The sequence below is a fragment of the Leptotrichia shahii genome (assembly GCF_008327825.1).
Classification (GTDB): domain Bacteria; phylum Fusobacteriota; class Fusobacteriia; order Fusobacteriales; family Leptotrichiaceae; genus Leptotrichia; species Leptotrichia shahii.
Genome location: NZ_AP019827.1, coordinates 1,466,003 through 1,485,316, shown reverse-complemented (window position 1 = coordinate 1,485,316; position 19,314 = coordinate 1,466,003). Strand labels below are relative to the sequence as shown.

Below are 19,314 nucleotides of genomic sequence, written 5' to 3'. Positions count from 1 at the left end.
TAAATTGATAGTTTTATTTTTTTTACTGTATTAATATTGTTTATACTAAATCCTATTAAAAAAATAGTATTATTTTAAAAGATTATAAAAAATAAAAATTGAGAAATATTGTAATAAAATTTTATAGAATTTAAAAAAAGTTAAAAATATAAAAGGAGATGATAAAAATGCCAAAAAATAAATATATTGATATGGATATAACAAATTTGCCAACGCCAGCATTTATAGTGGATGAGAGATTACTTAGAAAAAATCTTGAAATTCTAAAAAGTGTAATTGACAGGACAGGATGTAAAATATTACTTGCACAAAAGGGATTTTCGATGTTTTACTTTTATCCACTAATTGGGAAATATTTGAATGGAACTACGGCAAGTTCGCTGTTTGAAGCAAGGCTTGGGTATGAGGAAATGGAATTAAAAAATACAGAAAGAAAACTGGAAACCCATATTTTTAATCCGTCTTACAGGGAAGATGAATTTGATGAAATAATGGAAATTACAAATCATATTGTATTTAATTCATTTAATCAATGGAATAAATTTAAAGATAAAGTAAGAGAATTTGAAGAAAAAAATGGTAAAAAAATTAGTTGTGGACTCAGGTTGAATCCAGAATTTTCTGAAGTTGAAACAGAAATTTATAATCCAGCGGGAAGATTTTCTAGATTTGGAGTGACACTTGAAAATTTTAGGGAAGATGAGCTTGAAGGATTAGATGGATTTCATTTTCATGCACTTTGTGAGCAAAATTCGGATGCCTTGGAAAATGTTCTAAAGATTTTTGAAAAAAAATTCGGGAAATATTTGTATGATATGAAATGGTTGAATTTTGGAGGAGGACATCATATTACGAGGGCGGATTACGATATTGAAAAACTTATAAAATGGATAAATTATATTAAAGAAAAGTATGATGTTGAGGTTTATTTGGAGCCTGGTGAAGCTGTTGCACTAAATACAGGATTTTTAGTTTCAGAAGTTTTGGATATTACAAAAAATGAAATGGATATTTTATTGATGGATACTTCGGCTTCTTGTCACATGCCAGATGTAATTGAAATGCCATATCGTCCATTTATTTTTGGTTCAGGAATGCCAGATGAAAAAAAATATACCTATAAATTGGGAGGGCCTACTTGCCTAGCTGGAGATATAATTGGTGATTATTCCTTTGATGAGGCAGTAAAAGTGGGAGATAAGTTGATTTTACTGATATGGCACATTATAGTATGGTAAAGACAAATACTTTTAATGGGATAAATTTACCTGCGATTGTGGTTTATACTGAAAAAGGCGGAGTTAAGGTTATTAGAAGATTTACGTATGAGGATTTTAGAAATAGATTGTCGTAATTTTTAAGTTAGATAATTAAAATTAAATACAAAAAAAATTAAATATAAGTATAATAGACAAAAGATATAATAAATGATATAATAAATAAATTTTGACTAAAATACATAACTTAATTTAGAGGAATAAAAAATAATAATGAAAAAGATGATTATAGACAGAAGAAAAAGTATAATGCTTGTGATGACATGTATTATTTTTATGATGACTTATTCAAGTTTAATAGGGACGCCTAGTTTTAGCCATAAACTAAGTGTTTTTGTAAATGAGAATAATTTAAGCCATGAAGATATTAGGGATCTGATTGTGAAGATTAATCAGTTTAAGAGCAGAGATAATAGGCGATTTGCACAGGAACTGGAAAAGATTGGAAAAAGGAAGGAAAAGGAAAAGAATAATAATAACTTGTTTTTTTTGTTTAGAGGGAATCAGGATATTATTTATTTTGTGAATAAAAATTATCAGAGAGATAATAAAATTTCTGGAGATTCTCAAGATATTTATGCTTTTTTTAGTAAAAAGAGTGAGAATAATTTGAGGGTACGTGAATAGAAACTAAATATTTTATAATAAAATGGATTAAATCTGTGAATAAAAAAATTAATATGCGAAAGGAAAAATTATAAAATATGTTAAAAAAAATAGGAGAAAAAATATTTGGTACATCAGATGACAGAGAAATAAAAAAAATGCAGAAATTAGTAAACAAAATTAACGAAATTGAACCGATTTTTGAAAAATTGACAGATGAGCAGCTGCAGCATAAAACAGTAGAATTTAAAGAAAGATTAGCAAAGGAGTCGCTTGATGACATATTAGTGGAAGCATTTGCGACAGTGAGAGAAACTGCTAAAAGACTATTAGGAATGCGTCATTATGATGTTCAGCTTATTGGTGGAATGATTTTGCATAAGGGAAGCATTGCCGAAATGAAGACAGGGGAAGGGAAAACTCTGATGTCGACACTTTCAATCTATTTGAATGCGTTGACAGGGAAAGGTGTGCACGTTGTAACGGTTAATGATTATCTTGCAAAGCGGGATAGAGATATTATGGCGGGACTTTTTGAATTTTTAGGACTAACTTCGGGAGTTGTTGTTGGGAATATTACTCCAGAACAAAGAAAAAATGCGTATAACTGTGATATTACTTATGGAACTAACAATGAATTTGGATTTGACTATTTGAGAGATAATATGGTTGGAGAACTTGATGAGAAGGTTCAACGTGGGCATAATTATGTTATTGTCGATGAAATAGATTCGATTTTAATTGATGAAGCGAGAACGCCGCTTATTATTTCAGGAGCTGCTGAAGAAACTACAGAATGGTATAATACTTTTGCAGAAGTTGCTAAAAGACTTAAAAGAAGTTACAAAACTGAAGAAATCAAAGATAAGAAAAATACAGTTATCCCTGATGAAGACTGGGAAGATTATGAAGTTGATGAAAAGTCGCATACGGTTACGATTACTGATAAGGGAATTAAAAGTGTTGAAAGAATACTGAAAATTGATAATTTATACTCGCCAGAATATGTTGAACTGACACATTTTTTGACACAGGCATTAAAGGCAAAGGAATTGTTCAAGTTAGATAGGGATTATATTATTAATGATGATAATGAAGTTATTATAGTTGATGAATTTACTGGGCGTCTTATGGAAGGAAGACGTTATTCAGATGGGCTGCATCAGGCTATAGAAGCTAAGGAAAAACTGGAAGTTGCAGGGGAAAATCAAACACTTGCGACAATTACGCTGCAAAATTATTTTAGAATGTATGAAAAACTTTCTGGAATGACGGGGACTGCAAAAACAGAGGAAGATGAATTTAAACAAATTTATAAATTAAAAGTTATTGTAGTGCCTACAAATAAACCTGTAGCGAGAGTCGACCTGCCAGATGTAATTTATATGAATAAAAATGCTAAATATAAAGCGATTGCAAGAAAAATAGAGGAGCTTTATGAAAAAGGACAGCCAGTTCTTGTTGGTACAGCTTCAATACAACATTCTGAAGAAGTATCAGCACTTCTTAAAAAGGCAAAAATTCCGCATGAAATATTAAATGCAAAGCATCACGAAAGAGAAGCAGAAATCATAGCGCAGGCTGGACGTTTTAAAACAGTAACAATTGCAACAAATATGGCAGGACGTGGAACAGATATAAAACTTGGTGGAGATGCAGAATCTTTTGCTACAAAAGTTGCAGTTAAAGGGACACCAGAATATGAAGATGTTTATAAAACTTATGCGAAGGAATGTGAAGAGGATAAAAAACGGGTTATTGAAGCTGGAGGACTGTTCATTTTAGGAACTGAAAGGCACGAAAGCAGACGTATTGACAATCAGTTAAGAGGACGGGCTGGACGTCAAGGAGATCCAGGAACTTCTGAATTTTATTTGTCGCTAGATGATGACTTGATGAGATTGTTTGGTGGAGATAAGCTAAAAGCAATGATGAAAATGTTAAAAATTGATGAAGATGAGGAAATTCGTCATAAACAAATCAGTAAATCTGTAGAAAATGCACAAAAACGTATTGAAAGCAGAAACTTTTCATCGAGAAAAAGTCTTATTGAATATGATGATGTAAATAATGCCCAAAGGGAAGTTGTTTATGAACAAAGAGATGCTATCTTGAAAAATGAGAATCTTAAAGAGTTGATAACAGGAATGATTTCAGATACAGTTGATGATATTGTAAATTCAGCTTATGTTGGTGAAGGTAATGGAGAAAAAGACTTTAATCTGTTGTCAGATAAACTTCAAGAAATATTTGAATATGAAATTTCAGAAAATTTACAGAATGCAGGTGCGGAAGAAATTTCTGACAAAGTTTATGATGACTTAATAAAAGTTTATGATGAAAAGGAAGAAGCTATTGGAAGTGAAGTATTTAGAAGAATTGAAAGATATATTATGCTTGAAGTACTAGATTCTAAATGGCGACAACATTTGAAGGATTTGACAGAATTGCGTGAAGGAATAAGATTACGTTCTTATGGACAAAGAAACCCAATTCACGATTATAAAATCGTAGCTTATGATATTTATAATGAAATGATAGATGCAATAAAACGTGAAACAAGTTCATTTATCCTTAAATTAAGAGTTCGTAGTGAAGAAGATACAAACAATTTAACGCATGAAGAAGTTTCAAATGTAAAATATGAACATAATGAAAATGAAATGATTGGCGACGATGTTTCAAATGATGCGACAAATGAATCACGACGTCCACTTTCACGAAGAGAAAGAAGAGAACGTGAAAGAAGAAATGTGTAAAAATAAAAGTATTTGATTAATATTAAAACTACACTTAATACTAAACCCATTTAAAAAATATAAATTATATTTTATATTATTTGCTAACAAGGGGTCTTGACCCCTTACAAAAAATTCACAATTAATTTGCTATTAAAATGGGAAATAGTGTAAAATCTTTGAAAAAATAAGATAGGAAGTGTAGTTTTTTTATTTTATTCGATAATTTCTAAAACAGCTCTAGGCTTTTCAATTTTTTCTTTAGTTAACTCAAAAGCATCTAAAACCATATCTTTGGATTCATTTATATTTTTGTCGTCATTATAATAAATCTCAGCAATTTTTTCATTTTTTGAAATTTTTTCTCCTACTTTCTTAAAAATATTTATTCCCGCCGAATGATCAATTTCATCTCCTTTTTTAGCACGTCCAGCCCCAATAATCATTGCAGCCTTCCCAATTTTTTCTGTTTTTATTCTTTTTATATATCCTGCATTTTCAGAAAAAATTTCCATTTTATATTTAGCTTTTGGAAGCAAATCGTAATTATTTACAAGTTCCTTATTTCCACCGCTTTCTCCAATAAATTCAGCTAATATTTGTAATGCACTTCCATTTTTTATAACTTTGTCAATTTTTTCATAAGCCTCGCAAAGTTCTGATATTTCCCCTTTTTCCTTTAATGCAAGACCTGCGATTGTATAGACAACTTCTTTCACATCATCAGCACAATTTCCTTTTAGAAATTCTATTGCCTCAATAATTTCATTCCCATTTCCAATTGCATGACCTAATGGCTCATCCATATTGCTAAGCACAACTTTAATCTTTCTGCCTGCTCCCTTTCCGATTTCCATCATTCGTTCTGCTAATTTTTTAGCTTGATCCAAATTTTTCATAAAAGCTCCATCCCCAACTTTTACATCAAGAATTATGATATCTGAGTAAATTGCCAATTTTTTACTCATAATGCTGCTTGCAATTAGAGGAATACTTGGAACAGTTGCTGTAACATCACGTAAAGAGTATAATTTTTTGTCAAGCGGGACAATTTTATTACTGTAGCCCATAAGACCGATTCCAGTTTTATTGGCAATTTTCACGAGCTCTTCTTTTGTTGTTGAAAATTTGAAGCCTTGAATTGATTCAAATTTATCAATTGTTCCGCCAGTATGTCCAAGACCTTTTCCAGAAAGTTTTACATTTCCCATTCCAAGTGCTGATAAAATGGGAGAAAGGATAACTGTAACTTTGTCACCAACTCCGCCAGTGCTGTGCTTATCAACGAGAAATCTATTTATTTCATCAAATTTTATAGTATCTCCAGAATCTCGCATTAACATTGTAAATTTTAATAATTCGTTTTTTGTCATATTGTTAAAATAAACAGCCATAAGAAATGCCGCCATCTGATAGTCAGGTATATTTCCTGATAAATACCCATTTAATAAAAATTCAATTTCCGTTTCTGAAAGTTCGTTATTATCACGTTTTTTTTGAATTATATCCACAGCTCTCATAAAATCATCTCCTATTTAATTCTAAATTTTCTAATAAAGAAAAGGCTGTAAAAGAATGATATTTAATTTTTATATCAATTCCAAAACAGCCGTTGGTAATTTTTTGAATTTAAAGACATTATTAATTTTAATACATACTTATTATTAAACAACTATATTGAAGATTTTACTACAATTTTTCCGTCTTTAATATCCTGTTTGATTTGTTCAAGACGTTTGATGTTTTCTTCACCAATTTTATCTTTTGTAAATCCAAAGTCTGTAGTTCCTACTCCATTCTCCTTGATTCCAAAAGTTTGTACTTTTGCTTCAAATTTTCCTTCAGCAGTAGTCTTTATAACATCAAATACCGCATTGTCAACATATTTCATCATAGAAGTTAAGATTGTTCCAGGATATAGGGAATCTTGATTAGAATCCACACCAATCCCATAAACATTTTTTTCTTTAACTGCTTGGAATACTCCAAGTCCACTTGCTCCAGCTGCGTGATAAATTACATCTGCACCTTGCTGAATTAAAGTTTCTGTTTTTGCTTTAGCTGATGCTTGATCGTTGAAAGAATTGCTTCCTCCGATGTAAACAGGTAAAACTTTAATGCTAGGTTTTACATATCTTGCTCCTTGTGCATATCCAGCATAAAATCTGTTAATTAGTTCAGATTCATTTGCTCCAACAAATCCAATAGTTCCTGTTTTATCCATCATTCCAGCTAATGCACCTACAAGGAATGACCCTTCATGCTCTTTAAACAAGATAGAAGCAACATTTGGAAGTCCAGTTACAGTTTCATCAATTATTGCAAATTTTTGATCTGGGAAGGCTTTGGCTACTGCAACTAGCGAATCTTTCATTGTATAACCAACTGCGATAATTAAGTCAAATTCACCAGTTTCTGCAAATTGTGTCAAAGCATTTTTTGCTTCTGTCGCTGGGTCCTTTGGCTCATATTCTTTAAAAGAAATCCCAAGTTCCTTCTGAGCTTTTTGTAATCCTCTAAAAGTTGCATCATTAAACGATTTGTCACCTTTTCCACCTGTAGAGTAAACTACTGCAACAGATTTTTTAGAATTTGTTGAGTCAGTAAAAGTTTTTCCATCTTTTACCTGCTCTCCAGTAGCTGGCTTATTTCCACAAGCTACAATTAACATTAGTGCAAAAATTACACTAAAAATTGTTAAAATTCTTTTCATTTTCTCCTCCTAAAAATTTTATATTTTTTCCATAATCAATTATACCCTATTTTTCTAAATTTTTAAATAATTTTTTTGAAAAATTTTTTTAGTAGTAAATTGAAAGTGTAAATGTCACTTTTTATGAAATATATAAGAAAAATAAATTGGAAAAAAATAGCAAATTTGCTATAATATAAAAAATGAAAAAATTTGAAAAAATGGAGAGAAATTAAAGTTGAAACAGGAAATAGATTTTGATAAAAAGAAAAAAATGAATATTCTGGCACCAGCAGGAAATTATGAAAAACTGGTTGCGGCGGTGAAGGCTGGGGCTAACGAGGTATTTTTTGGTCTGAAGGGATTTGGGGCTAGAAGGAATAATGAAAATCTGGCTATGCAGGAGGTATTTGACGGGATTGACTATGCTCATTCACGTGGGGTTAAAACGCTTATGACTTTGAATACGATTTTAAAGGACAGCGAAATTAACAGTATGTACAATAATGTCAAAAGAGTTTATGAACATGGAATTGATGCTGTGATTGTACAGGATCTGGGATTTGTGAAGTTTTTAAAGGAAAATTTTCCAAACTTAAAAATTCACGGAAGTACGCAAATGACTGTGGCAAATCATGTAGAAGCCAATAAATTAAAGGAACTGGGTCTAACTCGTGTCTGTCTTGCGAGAGAACTTTCCTTTGAAGAAATAAAAAGTATCCGTGAAAAAACGGATATAGAGCTGGAAATCTTTGTTTCAGGTTCACTTTGCATTTCCTACTCTGGAAATTGCTATATAAGCAGCTTTATTGGGGGGAGAAGTGGAAATCGTGGACTCTGTGCATATTCTTGCCGTAAAAAGTTTACGGATGAAAATGGCAAAAGTGCATATTTTCTAAGCCCAAACGACCAGCTTTTGCAGGAAAAGGAAATCAATATGTTAAAAAGTATTGGAATTGATGCAATAAAAGTCGAAGGACGGAAAAAATCGAGCGAATATGTCTACGAAACCGTAAGTTATTACGATAATATTTTAAAAGGTACTCCACGACCGACAGAAAGCTACAAGCTCTTTAACCGTGGGTATTCAAAGGGATATTTTTATTTAGATGATAAACTTATGAACTTTAAATATTCTTCAAATTTCGGATATTTTCTAGGTGCGAGAATTGGCGAATCAAATAACTTTAAAATTGATGACGAATTAATTTTAGGAGATGGAGTTCAATTTGTAGATAAAAATTTTGAACAGATTGGCGGAGAATATGTAAATAAAATTCGGATTATTGAAGCTGGAGAAAATGGAAAGAAAGAAAATAATGAATTTAGAAAAAAAGATTTTGAAAAGAAAAAGAAAAAAACTGAAGAAAAAACTTCAAAAGCTTATAAATATGATATTATTTCCATTGGTAAATTACCAAAAGGGACAAAGTACATTTATAAAAATTATTCTAAAGAAATTAATGATAGAATTATTCATAATATAAAGATTTCCAAAAGATATGCAACTATTGATGCAAAATTGTTTGCAAAAAAAGGTCAGGAAATTAAACTTACACTGGAAATTGAAAATTTAAAAAATGAGATAATTTCTGTTACGAAAAAAGGGAATATTATTGAACAAGAGGCAAAAAAATTGATTACAAAAGAGCAAATTGCTGAAAAAATTGGGGAACTTGGAGATACAACTTTTGAGCTTGGAAAAATTCAGATTGATTACGACGGGACTTCATTTATTCCGTTTAGTGAACTGAAAAATTTAAAAAGAGAATGTGTTCTGGAACTTTTGGAAAAATTACTGGAATCCTATAAAAGAACAGCTATTGAGCGAAAAAAATATGATTTTGAATTAAATAAAAATTCTAAAAATAAGGAAAATGGAAATACAGAAAACACGAAAAAGCCTATTATTTCAGCACTTGTTACAAATGATGAGCAAGAAAAAGCCTGTCGTGAAATGGGAATAACAAAAATTTATCGAAAACAATTTGATGTTGCCAAAGAAAAGAACTTGTCCAAAACAGATAAAATAAAAATTGGAACAAACTTAGTTTCTAACCTTTATCAGACAATTATGGGAGAAAAATTTGGAGCAAAAAAACAAGCATTAGATTGGAACTTAAACATTTTCAATAATCATACAATTGAAATGTTTTCTAACTTTAAAAATTTAGAAACTATATTTTTATCGCCAGAATTAAGCTATCGACAGTTAAAAAATATAAAATCCGATAAATTAAAAAAAGGTCTTGTAATTTATGGCTATTTAAAAGGAATGTATATTGAGCATAAAATTTTTAATGAGAATTACAAAGAGTTAGAAGGGGAATTTTACGATAAGTATAAAATTGTAAAAAACGAGTTGGATAATATCGAACTTTATTTGGATAAGCCAATGAACTTAATACCCAAATTAGATGAGATTTATGAACTGGATCTGGATGAATTAAGGCTGGATTTTACGTTTGAAGATGATGATGAAGTAAGAAAAATTATAAAAAGTATTAATACAAAAAGTGGAAAATATACTCCTTACGCTTTTGAACAGGGAGTTTTATAAATTATTAAAATTAAAGGAGGAACCTTGGAAATTGAGAAAAGACAGAAATATCTGGAAAAATTATATTTACTTTTAGGTGCATCAATTTTTGTGCATTATGCTTTGGTTATTTTATTTAGTATTTTAATATTAATAAATATTTTTACAACTGGAGAATATAAAAAGATATTTAAAGATAAATCACTTATTACTGTGGGAATCGTTCTTGGATTTTCCCTTATAACATCTGCCTTTTACAAAAATATTTTGGGATTAATGGCAATTCCAATATTTTTGTGCATTATAGTTGGACGTTATTATACATTGATTGTAGATGTAGAATTTAAAAAAAATAATTTGGAATGGATGGCAAAATTTTCTGGAATATCGCTTTTTATCGGAATTGGAGAATTTCTGTTCACGCATAACAGAGTAGGATATTTTGCATATTTTAATCCAAATTATCTTGGAAGCATTATGATGATGTCGGCAATTATAAACTTATATTTTACTTTTGAAAAAAGGTCAAAAATCAATTTTGCCATATTTATTATGAATATTTTAACAATCCTGATAACAGGCTCAAGGTCATCGCTAATTGCAGTGATTCTTGGAGTATTTGTACTTTTTTTCTATTTTTTGAAAAGGCGATATTTTGCAGGATTAATCTTAATGCTTGTGTCATATATTTTTGGAGTAATTTCAGGAGTTTTTCCATTTTTGCGGGAAAGTACGCTAATAGAATATTTTTGGTTAAGAATAGAAATCATTGATATGGCAATTAGAATCTTCAAAAAAACAAACCTTTTATACGGACACGGGAACTTTTTTTACTATAAATTTACGAATTACGTGTATCCACATTCGCATAATGCATTGGTAGAATTGCTTTTGAGCTACGGATTAATTGGAACAATAGCTTTACTTACTGTATTTTTACGATATTTATACGATATTTTGAGAAACGATAGAAATAATGTTTTGAAAATTGCTTTAATTGCTGGAATTGTAGTTCATAATTTTACTGATTTTGCGATTTTTTGGGTACAGACTGTACTTTTATTCATTATGGCTCTGGCTTATAAGGAAAAAAATGAGAAAATATGTGGTTATAGACAAATACGAAATAAATAAAAAATTAAAAATGAGGAAGGAACAAAAAAATGAGAAATAATATATATGTAGGACTTGTTCACTATCCTGTATACAATAAAAATAATGCAGTTGTAGCGACTTCAGTTACAAACTTTGATATACATGATATTTCCAGAACCTGCAGAACTTATGATATAAAAAAATATTTCATAATTACTCCAGTTGATGCCCAGAAGGAGCTGACAGGCAGAATAATCGGCTACTGGACTGAAGGAAACGGAATAGAATTTAACAAAAATCGAAATGAAGCCTTTGAAAATACAAAGCTTGAAGATTCTGTCCAAAGTTCTATAAAAACTATTGAGAAAATTGAAGGAAAAAAGCCAAAAATTATTACAACTTCAGCAAAAATTTTTCCAAATACTGTAGGATATGCTGATTTAGGCAAGGAAATCATTGAAGATGATACTCCATACTTAATTTTATTTGGAACTGGATGGGGACTTACAAGCGAAATTATGGATTTGTCCTACAAAATTTTAGAGCCAATCCGTGGAAAAACCCAATATAATCATTTATGTGTCAGAAGTGCCGTTTCAATAGTTTTAGATAGACTGCTGGGTGAAAATTAAATTAATAAAAAATATATAGAAAATCTAGAAGGAGAGAATGAGCAGAAATATGGAAGCAAAAAATAAAGGATTAGCAGGAATTGTAGTAGTCAGTCATAGTAATACACTTGCAGAAGAAGTTATTAACTTTGTAAAAGTGTTCAAGCAAGAGGATTTTGCCTTGGAAAATGGGGGTGATGCGAAAAAGGAGGTTTATGGAACAAATGTTGAAAATGTAAAGCAGGCTATAATCCGTGCTGACAAGGGGGCAGGAGTGCTTGTCTTTGTAGATATGGGAAGTTCCGTATTTAATGCAGTTAAGGCAATAAAGGAATTGGAAGGGCAAGTTGAAGCTAAAATTGCAGATGCTCCGTTTTTGGAGGGGGTAATTTCAGCAGTTGCGGGTAATTTTGATGGAATTGACCTGAATGATTTGAAAATAATTGCTGAAGATAGCAGAAAATTTACAAAATTAAGAAAGGAAATTTAATTAAAATTAAAAACAAAGCAAGGGGTCTTGACTCCTTGTCAAAATGAAAAAATTAAGAAAGTGAGAAATAATAGTAAATAATGGAAAACTTAGTAAATATAGGAACAATTGTTGGAACACACCATTTACGAGGAAGCGTCAAAATTAACTCAATTTTTGAAAACATTGAACTTATCCAAAATGAGCGTGTTCTCCTTGAAAAAAATGATAAAAAAAGATTGCTTGTTGTAAAAAATGTAAAAAGATTAAACGACAAAAAAGTAATTTTAGATTTTGAAGGAATTGACAATGTTGATAGTGCAAAGGAATTAAATGGCTATAAAGTTAAAATTCGACGTGATTTATTGCCAGAAAAAAATGAGGATAACTTTTATATAAAAGATCTATTTGGACTAGAAGTATTTTTTGAAAATAAGAAAATTGGTGAAATTGTTGATGTAATGGAAACCGCTGCTCATAATATCTTAATTATTGAAGATATTGATACAGAAAAAGAAATTATGGTTCCATTAATTGATGAATTTGTAACAAAAATTGACTTTCCAAATGGAAAAATCGAAGTAGCTCTAATTGATGGAATGCGAGAATAATGAAATCTGATGTAATTTTATTAGAGCTGTCATTAAATAAAAAAATATAATTTTTATTTTTTAAAATTATACTTGAACCTATTTAAAATTAAACTATTAAAAAACATATAAATTTAAGATTTGAATAAAATAGTCATAGCTTTTGAGTTCAGTTTTAAATCGGTTTTATTATAATAAAATAAATATCTTAAAGCAAGGGGAGTGCCTCCTTGTATAGATAAAAAACTTAGATTATCAAACTTCTATTAGAATTCTTATACTTTTGCAAATAGATAAAAATTATTATAAAAAGGGAGTAAAATCAATGAAATTTAGTGTACTCACATTATTTCCAGAATTATTTGAGCAATATTTATCACAAACTATCCTAAAAAGAGCAAGTGATAAAGATATCATAAATTTTAATATCGTAAATATCAGAGATTATGCCAGAAATAAACACAGCCAGATGGATGATATTCCCTTTGGTGGCGGTGCAGGAATGGTTCTAAAGCCAGAAGCCTACTGGAATTTCTTTTACGAAAATTATGAATTTTACAACAACGGAAATTCAAAAAAACCTTACGTAATTTTTTTATCTCCACAGGGAAAACAATTAACTCACAACAAAGTTACTGAACTTTCTGAAAAAGAGGAAATTGTACTTATTTCTGGACGTTATGAAGGACTTGACCAAAGGGTAATTGATAAATTTGTAGATGAAGAAATTTCCATTGGTGATTATGTGCTAAGTAGCGGAGATTTGCCCTCCCTTGTAATCATGGATTCTGTAATCCGTATAAAAGAAGGCGTAATAAAAAAGGAATCTTTTGAAACTGACTCATTTTATAACGGGCTTTTGGGATTCCCGCAGTATACAAGACCTGTGGAAATTGATGGCTATATTGTTCCAGAAGTATTGCGAAGTGGCAATCATGCTAAAATTGATGAATATAGGCAGTTTCATTCAATTGAGAAAACTATGAAAAATAGAATGGATTTGTTTGAGAAAAAGTTGGAGAATATTGATGAGGATTTGGAATTTAAGAAAGTTTATAAAAAATATTTAAAAAATAAATAAAATATATGAAGTTAAAAACACAAATTAAAAAAAATAGTTATACAGAAATTCTTTTATTAATAAAATTAAATGTATAATGTGTCTCAATATATTTTTATTAACTTAATAATTGACAATCAAACTAATTAGGAGTAAAATATATATAAACTTATTCAAAATTTAATTTTGAAAATAATTTATTTCTAGGAGGGCATTATGAAAATGGGAAGTCAATTAAAAAAGGGATTAATTATTTTAGCGGGAATTGCAATGTTAAGTATGAGTCTTGCTGCAAAGGAAATGGTGACATATCCAAAAGATAATAAGGCTACTCAAGCATTAGGATTTGTAAAATTGGAAAATTCATTTGGTATTTCTTCAAGTCCTGAAGGAAATACTGTCTATATTAATTCAGGGGGAAAGCCTCTTGAACGTGTTTTTGGTGCAGTAGAAGACAACGACAATAAATTTTCTGAAATAAAAAATAACAAGGTAATTATTAATGGCGGTGTTTTGGCAACAAATGGATTTTGGGAAAAAGATGGAGTGAAAGCAGTAAGAGGTGGAAGTGTCTATGGTGGTGCTGGACAAAATTCAGTAGTAAGTGATAATGAAATAATAATAAAAGGCGACTCGAAAATTGGTGGTAATGTTTATGGCGGTTACAGCCACAGAGGTTCTGTCATAAATAATAAAATCGTAATAGAGAGTAATTCTGTATTGTTTGGGAAAGAAAGCATATTATTTGGAGGAAGAGGAAGCCGTAATATAAATGTGAAAGACAATAAGCCTGAACCTGTTGATGTAATAACTGGAAATACACTCGATCTGAAAGCCAAAAATATTAAAGTGAAAGACATTAAGAATTTTGAAAAAATTGTATTTGAAGTATCTAACAAAACTAGACAAAATGATAAAATATTGATACTTACAAATAGCGAAGGAGCAGCTCCAGAAAAGCCTGAGATCGTAAAAATTTCTTCAAAAGTTACAGACATATCTGAAACAGAAAAAGACAAAATATTGGCTGAAAAAAATAAAGCAATTAATCTTGATATAAATGTAGTTTTTCAAAATAAGCCTTCAAAAAATATAAAAAATTTAAAAATTACTCTAATTAATGCAGAAAATGGACTTGAATTTAACAAATTGCCTGAAAATATAGAAAAAACTGAAAAAGGTTATAAATATAGTGTAAAATTTGAAAAAGATGCCAAAAATTTGTATGCTATAATTAATGCAAGTCTTATAAAAAATTAGTATACATAGAAGTAGTAAAAAAATTTAAAGTTCAAAAAAAGACACCTGAGCGTGCCTTTTTTATTTATAATACTGTTTTTTATTTAAATAGCAGACTGGTTATGAGTTTTTTTGCAAGGGATCAAGACCTTTTGTTAAATAAAGTTTATAACAAATCCATTGCTCTAATAGAAAATAGTATTAAATTTTTTTCAAATGTAGTTATTTAATTTTTAATAGTCAGTCTTTTTATTTTATATTTTTATGAATTAATTTAATATTTCTATATCTTTAACATCCATTAAAACAGCAGATTGATGATGTATAGTCTGCGAATGAAATAACTCTCCTGTCATTTTAACTTTTTTACCATATGCTTGATTTGATTTTAAATAGTTAATCAGATTTTCATCAAGAACTAAATGTAATTCAGTTACTCCTGTTTCAACTACATTCTCAGAATCATTTGCAACTGAAGGAACTACTTTTATTGGTGAACTTAAAAATAAAAAATATGGATAAATAGTTTTCCCATTTTCATTTGCTGCTCCATCTTCTACAAATATTTTTTTTATGTCAAATATTCCAATTAAAGTCTGGTTATTTGTATAATAATATGTTGATTTATTAGGATTTTCTGTTTTTTGTTTTTTTGATTTCTCAATATTTGCATCAGAAACCATATCACTTTCTAAAATTAGTTTCCATTCATTTCCTATTTTTTTGAAAACTAAATAAGATGGATAGTCTTTCGTTCCTTTTTTAGTTGTAACTTCTTTTACAAATTCTGCTTTATATTGTGTATCTGAAATTTGCTGAATATTAATATTCCCTTTAATCACTTGCCCGTAAATAGGATTCTTTTCAAAAAATTTCTTTTGGTCTTTAATATAGTAATCCTTTGTAACTGTTTGCTGATAATATTCAACTTTATCTGCAAGCATATTTTCCAAAACTGTAAAATCTCCATTACTTGAAGCCTTATTCCATAATTCAACCATTTCTTTTACTTCTTGTTCTGAAGTCCTTACTTTTTTCACAGAATTTTTTTCTGATTTTTTATCATTATTACTTTTATTATTTAAACCGTATGAAAGAGTTGTCAATAATATTGATAATATAATTAATTTTTTCATATATTAATTTCCTTTCATTTTTTTATTCAAATGAAATTACTAATTTTTTACCAAATGCAGCAGCCAATTTTTTTAATGTTTTTAGTGAAGGATTGGCATTTCCGTTTTCTATTTTGCTTATATCTCCTTGCGTTATCCCAGTTAAGTCTGACAATTCCTTTTGTGTGATATTTTTATCTTTTCTTGCTTCAATAATTTCTTTTATAATTTGAAATTCTGCTTCAAGACTTTCGTATTCTTTTCTAAACTCTTCATCTTTTAATTGCTCGTTTAAAAAATCTTTAAAATATTTACTCATATTTGTCACTCCTTTTAAAATATTCAAACCGAAACTTTTTAGCTTTATTTATCTCTAGTTTAGATGTTTTTTGAGATTTTTTTATAAATCCATTGGTTAAAATAATCTTTCTACTTATTACAAAAAAATATAGAATTCTTGCTATATTACTCCCTTGTTGTACCCTTATTTCATAAATTCCATCTCCTAGAGATTTAGAGTACGGTTCTCTGACATTGTTACCTTCTAATTCTAATAACTTTATCATACGAACTAGCCTTGTCTTCATTTTTAAATCTTGTGAAACAATAAATTCTTTTACTGGACAAGTTCCATTTCCTTTTTCAAAAAATTCTACAATAAATTTACTCATATTTTCCCCTCCCTTTTATATTTTATATGATATAACATATATTGTCAAGAATTTTTTAATAATTTTTCTTCAAAAGTCCAACTGCATCTCTAACTTCATCCATCTTGGCAGTAGCAATATTTCTAGCTTTAATTGCACCTTCATGTAAAATTTCATAAACATAATCCATATTATTTTCTAGCTCTTCACGTTTTTTCTGGAATGGTACGAAATAATCCATAAATTTATCAAATAATTCATTTTTGGCATGTCCGTATCCAAAATTTCCTGCTTTAAATTTTTCTTTCAATGCTTCTACTTCTGTTTCTGTTGCAAAAAGAGCATATAATTTTGTGATGTTGTTGTCAGGATCTTTTGGTTCTTCTAAAGGTGTTGAATCTGTTACAATACTCATAATCTGTTTTTTCAATGCTTTTTTTGAACCAAACATATTTATTACATTTCCATAAGATTTACTCATCTTGTCACCATCTGTTCCTGGCACAGTTGCCACATTTTCAACAATTTTTTCTTTTGGTAATTTGAAGATTTCTTTGTTATAAGTTTCATTGAATTTAGTTGCAATATCACGAGTCATTTCCAAATGCTGCTTCTGATCTTTTCCAACAGGCACAATATCTGGAGAATACATTAAAATATCAGCTGCCATAAGTATCGGATAAGTAAACAGTCCCACATTTGGCTTAATTCCTTTTGCAACCTTATCTTTATATGAATGAGCTCTTTCCAATAGCCCCATTGGAGAAATATTTGATAAAATCCAAGATAATTCTGCATGTTCAGGTACGTCTGACTGCAAAAATAATGTTGATTTTTTAGGATTTAGCCCCAAAGCTAAATAATCCAGAATCACGTTTATTGTATTAGATTTTAAATCTTCTCCTTTTGGCGAAGATGTCAGGGCATGATAATTTGCCAAAAAATAAAAGCCTTCATAATCATTTTGCAGTTCTACGAATTGCTTGATTGCTCCAAAATAGTTTCCAATATGTAAAATCCCACTGGGCTGAATACCAGATAAACTTCTCATAAAAACCTCCATAATTTATTTAAGTATTTTTATTTTAAAACTTATCAATTTATTTTTAAAAAGTTAAAATATGTTTTAAAAGTATGTAACTATTATATCACTAAAAAAAATTTTTGTAAAACATTTAGAATAGAGTTCTATTGATTTTAAAATATAACTTTGATATAATATGCTCAAATTAAAATGTTAAGTGTAAAAGTGATAAAAATTGAATAAAAACAGTATTTAAATCATAAGGGGTCAAGCTCCTTGTTAGAGAGTGGAAAAAAATAAGAAATTAAAACATTAAAAAATACTGTACTTGTTGAAAGTTTTAGACTTTTACAAATGACTGTTGAATTAAAATATGAAAAGGAGATGTTTGTAAAATGAATAAAAATAGATTAACAAAAATATTGCTGCTGATTGTTATTGTTCTATTTGGACTTGGAAAAATGTATTTTGAAAGAAATAGTAATAAAACGAGAAATAATTTTTCAAAAGGATTTGTTGCACAAAATAAAGAAAGTAATAAATCTGCTAAATGGGAAAACAAAAAAAATAACAATAAGAAAAATAGCAATGAAAAACAATATCAAAATGATAAAAAATATAAAATTGATTATGAACATGTAATTGGCGGGGATGAAAATTCGCAAGGAAAAGTTACGGGAGGACATTCGCTTTTACGTGGAGATGTCAGAATTGTAAAAAAGATTGGAAGTCCAGCTAAAAATGGAGTATATCGGGCAAGCATTGAAGTAAAGAAAAAAGATGGAACTTGGCAGGCAAAAACTTCTAATGGCGGTGTAAATACGATGTTTCCAGAAAATTGGGACGAAGCCAGAATTATTGATGAAATAAATTCAGCCTGGGAAAATAGAAAAGATTTAAAGGGCAGAGATAGTAATATGTGGCAGGGAATCAGCAAAAGCGGAGTTTTAATTCGTGGTTACAAAAGTCCAAGAATAACAGCCTATCCAGTTTATGAAAATCGTTAAAAGCAAGTTGAGGAAAGGAGAAGTACGATGATTATAAAATTTGGCTATTACGACGATGAAGATTTTGGATTGACTGCATTTCCAGAAGTGAAATTTTCTGAAAGGGAAATAGCAAAAAATAATAAAAAAAGTGGATATTTAGAAAAAAAGAAAGCAGAGTATACAAAATATCTAATAACTGGAATAATGGAAGATTTTCCAGATACGGAAATAATTAATATTCTGTTGCCCCAATTGGAACAAGTTGAAAATGAAAAATTGCAGGAAACTATTTGGGATGGACAGGCTTTTCAACATAAAATTAATAAAAATAGAGTAGAATTTGAGCATACGATTTTTGGGATTTGTGAGGAATATCCGCTGTGGAGCTGTAAGTTTGAAGAGTATAAAAAAGTTTTGGAAAGCTGGAAAAAGTTTTTGGGGATGGAATTCGATTTAAAAAGTGAAATTGTGGTGGAGATTTAATAAAAAATCTTTATTGCAATTTAAAAATTTTATGGTTTAATATATTTACTAAGAGGAAAACCTCGTAGGGTATAAATTGTGATTAAAAAAAATAGCGATGGAAAGACTAGATTTTTCTAGTCTTTTTTGTAATAATT

At 29.3% G+C, this 19,314-nt stretch carries 19 protein-coding genes; 13 read left to right on the top strand and 6 right to left on the bottom strand.

The genetic code is table 11. From position 1 onward, the window contains the following. Positions 1-167 precede the first annotated feature (167 nt). The 4 genes from nspC (at position 168) to secA (ending at position 4,642) form a co-directional block, all read left to right on the top strand. Entirely contained in the window at positions 168-1,238 is a 1,071-nt protein-coding gene (nspC, locus tag F1564_RS06885; RefSeq protein WP_232053359.1) for a carboxynorspermidine decarboxylase, read from the top strand. Then, positions 1,232-1,354 (top strand): hypothetical protein, encoded by a 123-nt coding sequence (locus F1564_RS10515; protein WP_269473386.1) that lies wholly within the window; start codon positions 1,232-1,234, stop codon positions 1,352-1,354. Before nspC ends, F1564_RS10515 begins: the two co-directional genes overlap by 7 nt. Positions 1,355-1,490: 136 nt before the next feature. Further along, entirely contained in the window at positions 1,491-1,904 is a 414-nt protein-coding gene (locus F1564_RS06880) for a hypothetical protein (protein WP_018449632.1), read from the top strand. A gap of 77 nt (positions 1,905-1,981) precedes the next feature. Further along, positions 1,982-4,642 (top strand): preprotein translocase subunit SecA, encoded by a 2,661-nt coding sequence (secA, locus tag F1564_RS06875; protein ID WP_018449633.1) that lies wholly within the window; start codon positions 1,982-1,984, stop codon positions 4,640-4,642. A gap of 194 nt (positions 4,643-4,836) precedes the next feature. On the opposite strand, the gene F1564_RS06870 is transcribed toward secA, so the two are convergent. Then, the gene (locus F1564_RS06870) at positions 4,837-6,141 is read right to left on the bottom strand and encodes a thymidine phosphorylase (protein ID WP_018449634.1); all 1,305 of its coding nucleotides are present in this window, start codon (positions 6,139-6,141) and stop codon (positions 4,837-4,839) included. A gap of 152 nt (positions 6,142-6,293) precedes the next feature. Beyond that, positions 6,294-7,334, bottom strand: a complete 1,041-nt coding sequence (locus F1564_RS06865; RefSeq protein WP_018449635.1) for a BMP family lipoprotein — start codon at positions 7,332-7,334, stop codon at positions 6,294-6,296. Positions 7,335-7,587: 253 nt separating this feature from the next. Between F1564_RS06865 and F1564_RS06860 the strand changes: the two genes are divergently transcribed. The 7 genes from F1564_RS06860 to F1564_RS06830 all read left to right on the top strand — a co-directional run bounded on the left by F1564_RS06860 (position 7,588) and on the right by F1564_RS06830 (position 14,937). Continuing rightward, complete coding sequence (locus tag F1564_RS06860) at positions 7,588-9,873, top strand: peptidase U32 family protein (protein ID WP_026231167.1); 2,286 nt, start codon at positions 7,588-7,590, stop codon at positions 9,871-9,873. A 24-nt stretch (positions 9,874-9,897) separates the two neighbouring features. Continuing rightward, a complete protein-coding gene (locus F1564_RS06855; protein ID WP_018449637.1) occupies positions 9,898-10,986 on the top strand; it encodes an O-antigen ligase family protein in 1,089 nt (362 codons plus the stop codon). A gap of 29 nt (positions 10,987-11,015) precedes the next feature. Next, entirely contained in the window at positions 11,016-11,579 is a 564-nt protein-coding gene (locus F1564_RS06850) for an RNA methyltransferase (protein ID WP_018449638.1), read from the top strand. Positions 11,580-11,616: 37 nt separating this feature from the next. Further along, positions 11,617-12,048: a PTS-dependent dihydroxyacetone kinase phosphotransferase subunit DhaM gene (locus F1564_RS06845; RefSeq protein WP_018449639.1), complete on the top strand. Its 432-nt coding sequence runs from the start codon at positions 11,617-11,619 to the stop codon at positions 12,046-12,048. Positions 12,049-12,128: 80 nt separating this feature from the next. After that, on the top strand, positions 12,129-12,638 hold the full coding sequence (rimM, locus tag F1564_RS06840; protein ID WP_018449640.1) for a ribosome maturation factor RimM: 510 nt from the start codon (positions 12,129-12,131) through the stop codon (positions 12,636-12,638). Between the two features lie 304 nt (positions 12,639-12,942). Beyond that, the gene (gene trmD / locus F1564_RS06835; RefSeq protein ID WP_018449641.1) at positions 12,943-13,698 is read left to right on the top strand and encodes a tRNA (guanosine(37)-N1)-methyltransferase TrmD; all 756 of its coding nucleotides are present in this window, start codon (positions 12,943-12,945) and stop codon (positions 13,696-13,698) included. 195 nt (positions 13,699-13,893) lie between these two features. After that, positions 13,894-14,937, top strand: coding sequence for a hypothetical protein (locus F1564_RS06830; protein WP_018449642.1), 1,044 nt, complete (start codon positions 13,894-13,896; stop codon positions 14,935-14,937). A 248-nt stretch (positions 14,938-15,185) separates the two neighbouring features. On the opposite strand, the gene F1564_RS06825 is transcribed toward F1564_RS06830, so the two are convergent. Genes F1564_RS06825 through trpS form a run of 4 tightly spaced genes read right to left on the bottom strand, consistent with a single transcriptional unit; the run spans position 15,186 to position 17,732 of the window. Beyond that, complete coding sequence (locus tag F1564_RS06825; RefSeq protein ID WP_018449643.1) at positions 15,186-16,052, bottom strand: DUF4431 domain-containing protein; 867 nt, start codon at positions 16,050-16,052, stop codon at positions 15,186-15,188. A 22-nt stretch (positions 16,053-16,074) separates the two neighbouring features. Further along, positions 16,075-16,350 carry a helix-turn-helix domain-containing protein gene (locus F1564_RS06820; RefSeq protein ID WP_018449644.1) on the bottom strand — a complete coding sequence of 92 codons (276 nt, stop codon included), beginning with the start codon at positions 16,348-16,350 and terminating at the stop codon, positions 16,075-16,077. After that, positions 16,343-16,702 carry a type II toxin-antitoxin system RelE/ParE family toxin gene (locus tag F1564_RS06815; protein ID WP_018449645.1) on the bottom strand — a complete coding sequence of 120 codons (360 nt, stop codon included), beginning with the start codon at positions 16,700-16,702 and terminating at the stop codon, positions 16,343-16,345. Before F1564_RS06815 ends, F1564_RS06820 begins: the two co-directional genes overlap by 8 nt. Positions 16,703-16,757: 55 nt before the next feature. Beyond that, positions 16,758-17,732: a tryptophan--tRNA ligase gene (gene trpS, locus F1564_RS06810; protein ID WP_018449646.1), complete on the bottom strand. Its 975-nt coding sequence runs from the start codon at positions 17,730-17,732 to the stop codon at positions 16,758-16,760. Positions 17,733-18,100: 368 nt separating this feature from the next. Here trpS and F1564_RS06805 point away from each other — a divergent pair, with 368 nt between their 5' ends. Continuing rightward, positions 18,101-18,712, top strand: a complete 612-nt coding sequence (locus F1564_RS06805) for an EndoU domain-containing protein (RefSeq protein WP_018449647.1) — start codon at positions 18,101-18,103, stop codon at positions 18,710-18,712. Positions 18,713-18,739: 27 nt separating this feature from the next. Continuing rightward, positions 18,740-19,177 carry a hypothetical protein gene (locus F1564_RS06800; protein ID WP_018449648.1) on the top strand — a complete coding sequence of 146 codons (438 nt, stop codon included), beginning with the start codon at positions 18,740-18,742 and terminating at the stop codon, positions 19,175-19,177. The last annotated feature ends 137 nt before the right edge of the window (positions 19,178-19,314 follow it).

What these genes read in the sequence shown, in the direction of transcription:
- F1564_RS06800 (WP_018449648.1), top strand. Translation starts at nt 18,740, where the DNA reads ATGATTATAAAATTTGGCTATTACGACGATGAAGATTTTGGATTGACT.
- F1564_RS06815 (WP_018449645.1), bottom strand. Translation starts at nt 16,702, where the DNA reads ATGAGTAAATTTATTGTAGAATTTTTTGAAAAAGGAAATGGAACTTGT.
- F1564_RS06880 (WP_018449632.1), top strand. Translation starts at nt 1,491, where the DNA reads ATGAAAAAGATGATTATAGACAGAAGAAAAAGTATAATGCTTGTGATG.
- F1564_RS06830 (WP_018449642.1), top strand. Translation starts at nt 13,894, where the DNA reads ATGAAAATGGGAAGTCAATTAAAAAAGGGATTAATTATTTTAGCGGGA.
- F1564_RS06870 (WP_018449634.1), bottom strand. Translation starts at nt 6,141, where the DNA reads ATGAGAGCTGTGGATATAATTCAAAAAAAACGTGATAATAACGAACTT.
- F1564_RS06860 (WP_026231167.1), top strand. Translation starts at nt 7,588, where the DNA reads ATGAATATTCTGGCACCAGCAGGAAATTATGAAAAACTGGTTGCGGCG.
- trpS (WP_018449646.1), bottom strand. Translation starts at nt 17,732, where the DNA reads ATGAGAAGTTTATCTGGTATTCAGCCCAGTGGGATTTTACATATTGGA.
- F1564_RS06850 (WP_018449638.1), top strand. Translation starts at nt 11,016, where the DNA reads ATGAGAAATAATATATATGTAGGACTTGTTCACTATCCTGTATACAAT.
- rimM (WP_018449640.1), top strand. Translation starts at nt 12,129, where the DNA reads ATGGAAAACTTAGTAAATATAGGAACAATTGTTGGAACACACCATTTA.
- nspC (WP_232053359.1), top strand. Translation starts at nt 168, where the DNA reads ATGCCAAAAAATAAATATATTGATATGGATATAACAAATTTGCCAACG.
- secA (WP_018449633.1), top strand. Translation starts at nt 1,982, where the DNA reads ATGTTAAAAAAAATAGGAGAAAAAATATTTGGTACATCAGATGACAGA.
- F1564_RS06820 (WP_018449644.1), bottom strand. Translation starts at nt 16,350, where the DNA reads ATGAGTAAATATTTTAAAGATTTTTTAAACGAGCAATTAAAAGATGAA.
- F1564_RS10515 (WP_269473386.1), top strand. Translation starts at nt 1,232, where the DNA reads ATGGTAAAGACAAATACTTTTAATGGGATAAATTTACCTGCGATTGTG.
- F1564_RS06825 (WP_018449643.1), bottom strand. Translation starts at nt 16,052, where the DNA reads ATGAAAAAATTAATTATATTATCAATATTATTGACAACTCTTTCATAC.
- F1564_RS06865 (WP_018449635.1), bottom strand. Translation starts at nt 7,334, where the DNA reads ATGAAAAGAATTTTAACAATTTTTAGTGTAATTTTTGCACTAATGTTA.
- F1564_RS06805 (WP_018449647.1), top strand. Translation starts at nt 18,101, where the DNA reads ATGAATAAAAATAGATTAACAAAAATATTGCTGCTGATTGTTATTGTT.
- trmD (WP_018449641.1), top strand. Translation starts at nt 12,943, where the DNA reads ATGAAATTTAGTGTACTCACATTATTTCCAGAATTATTTGAGCAATAT.
- F1564_RS06845 (WP_018449639.1), top strand. Translation starts at nt 11,617, where the DNA reads ATGAGCAGAAATATGGAAGCAAAAAATAAAGGATTAGCAGGAATTGTA.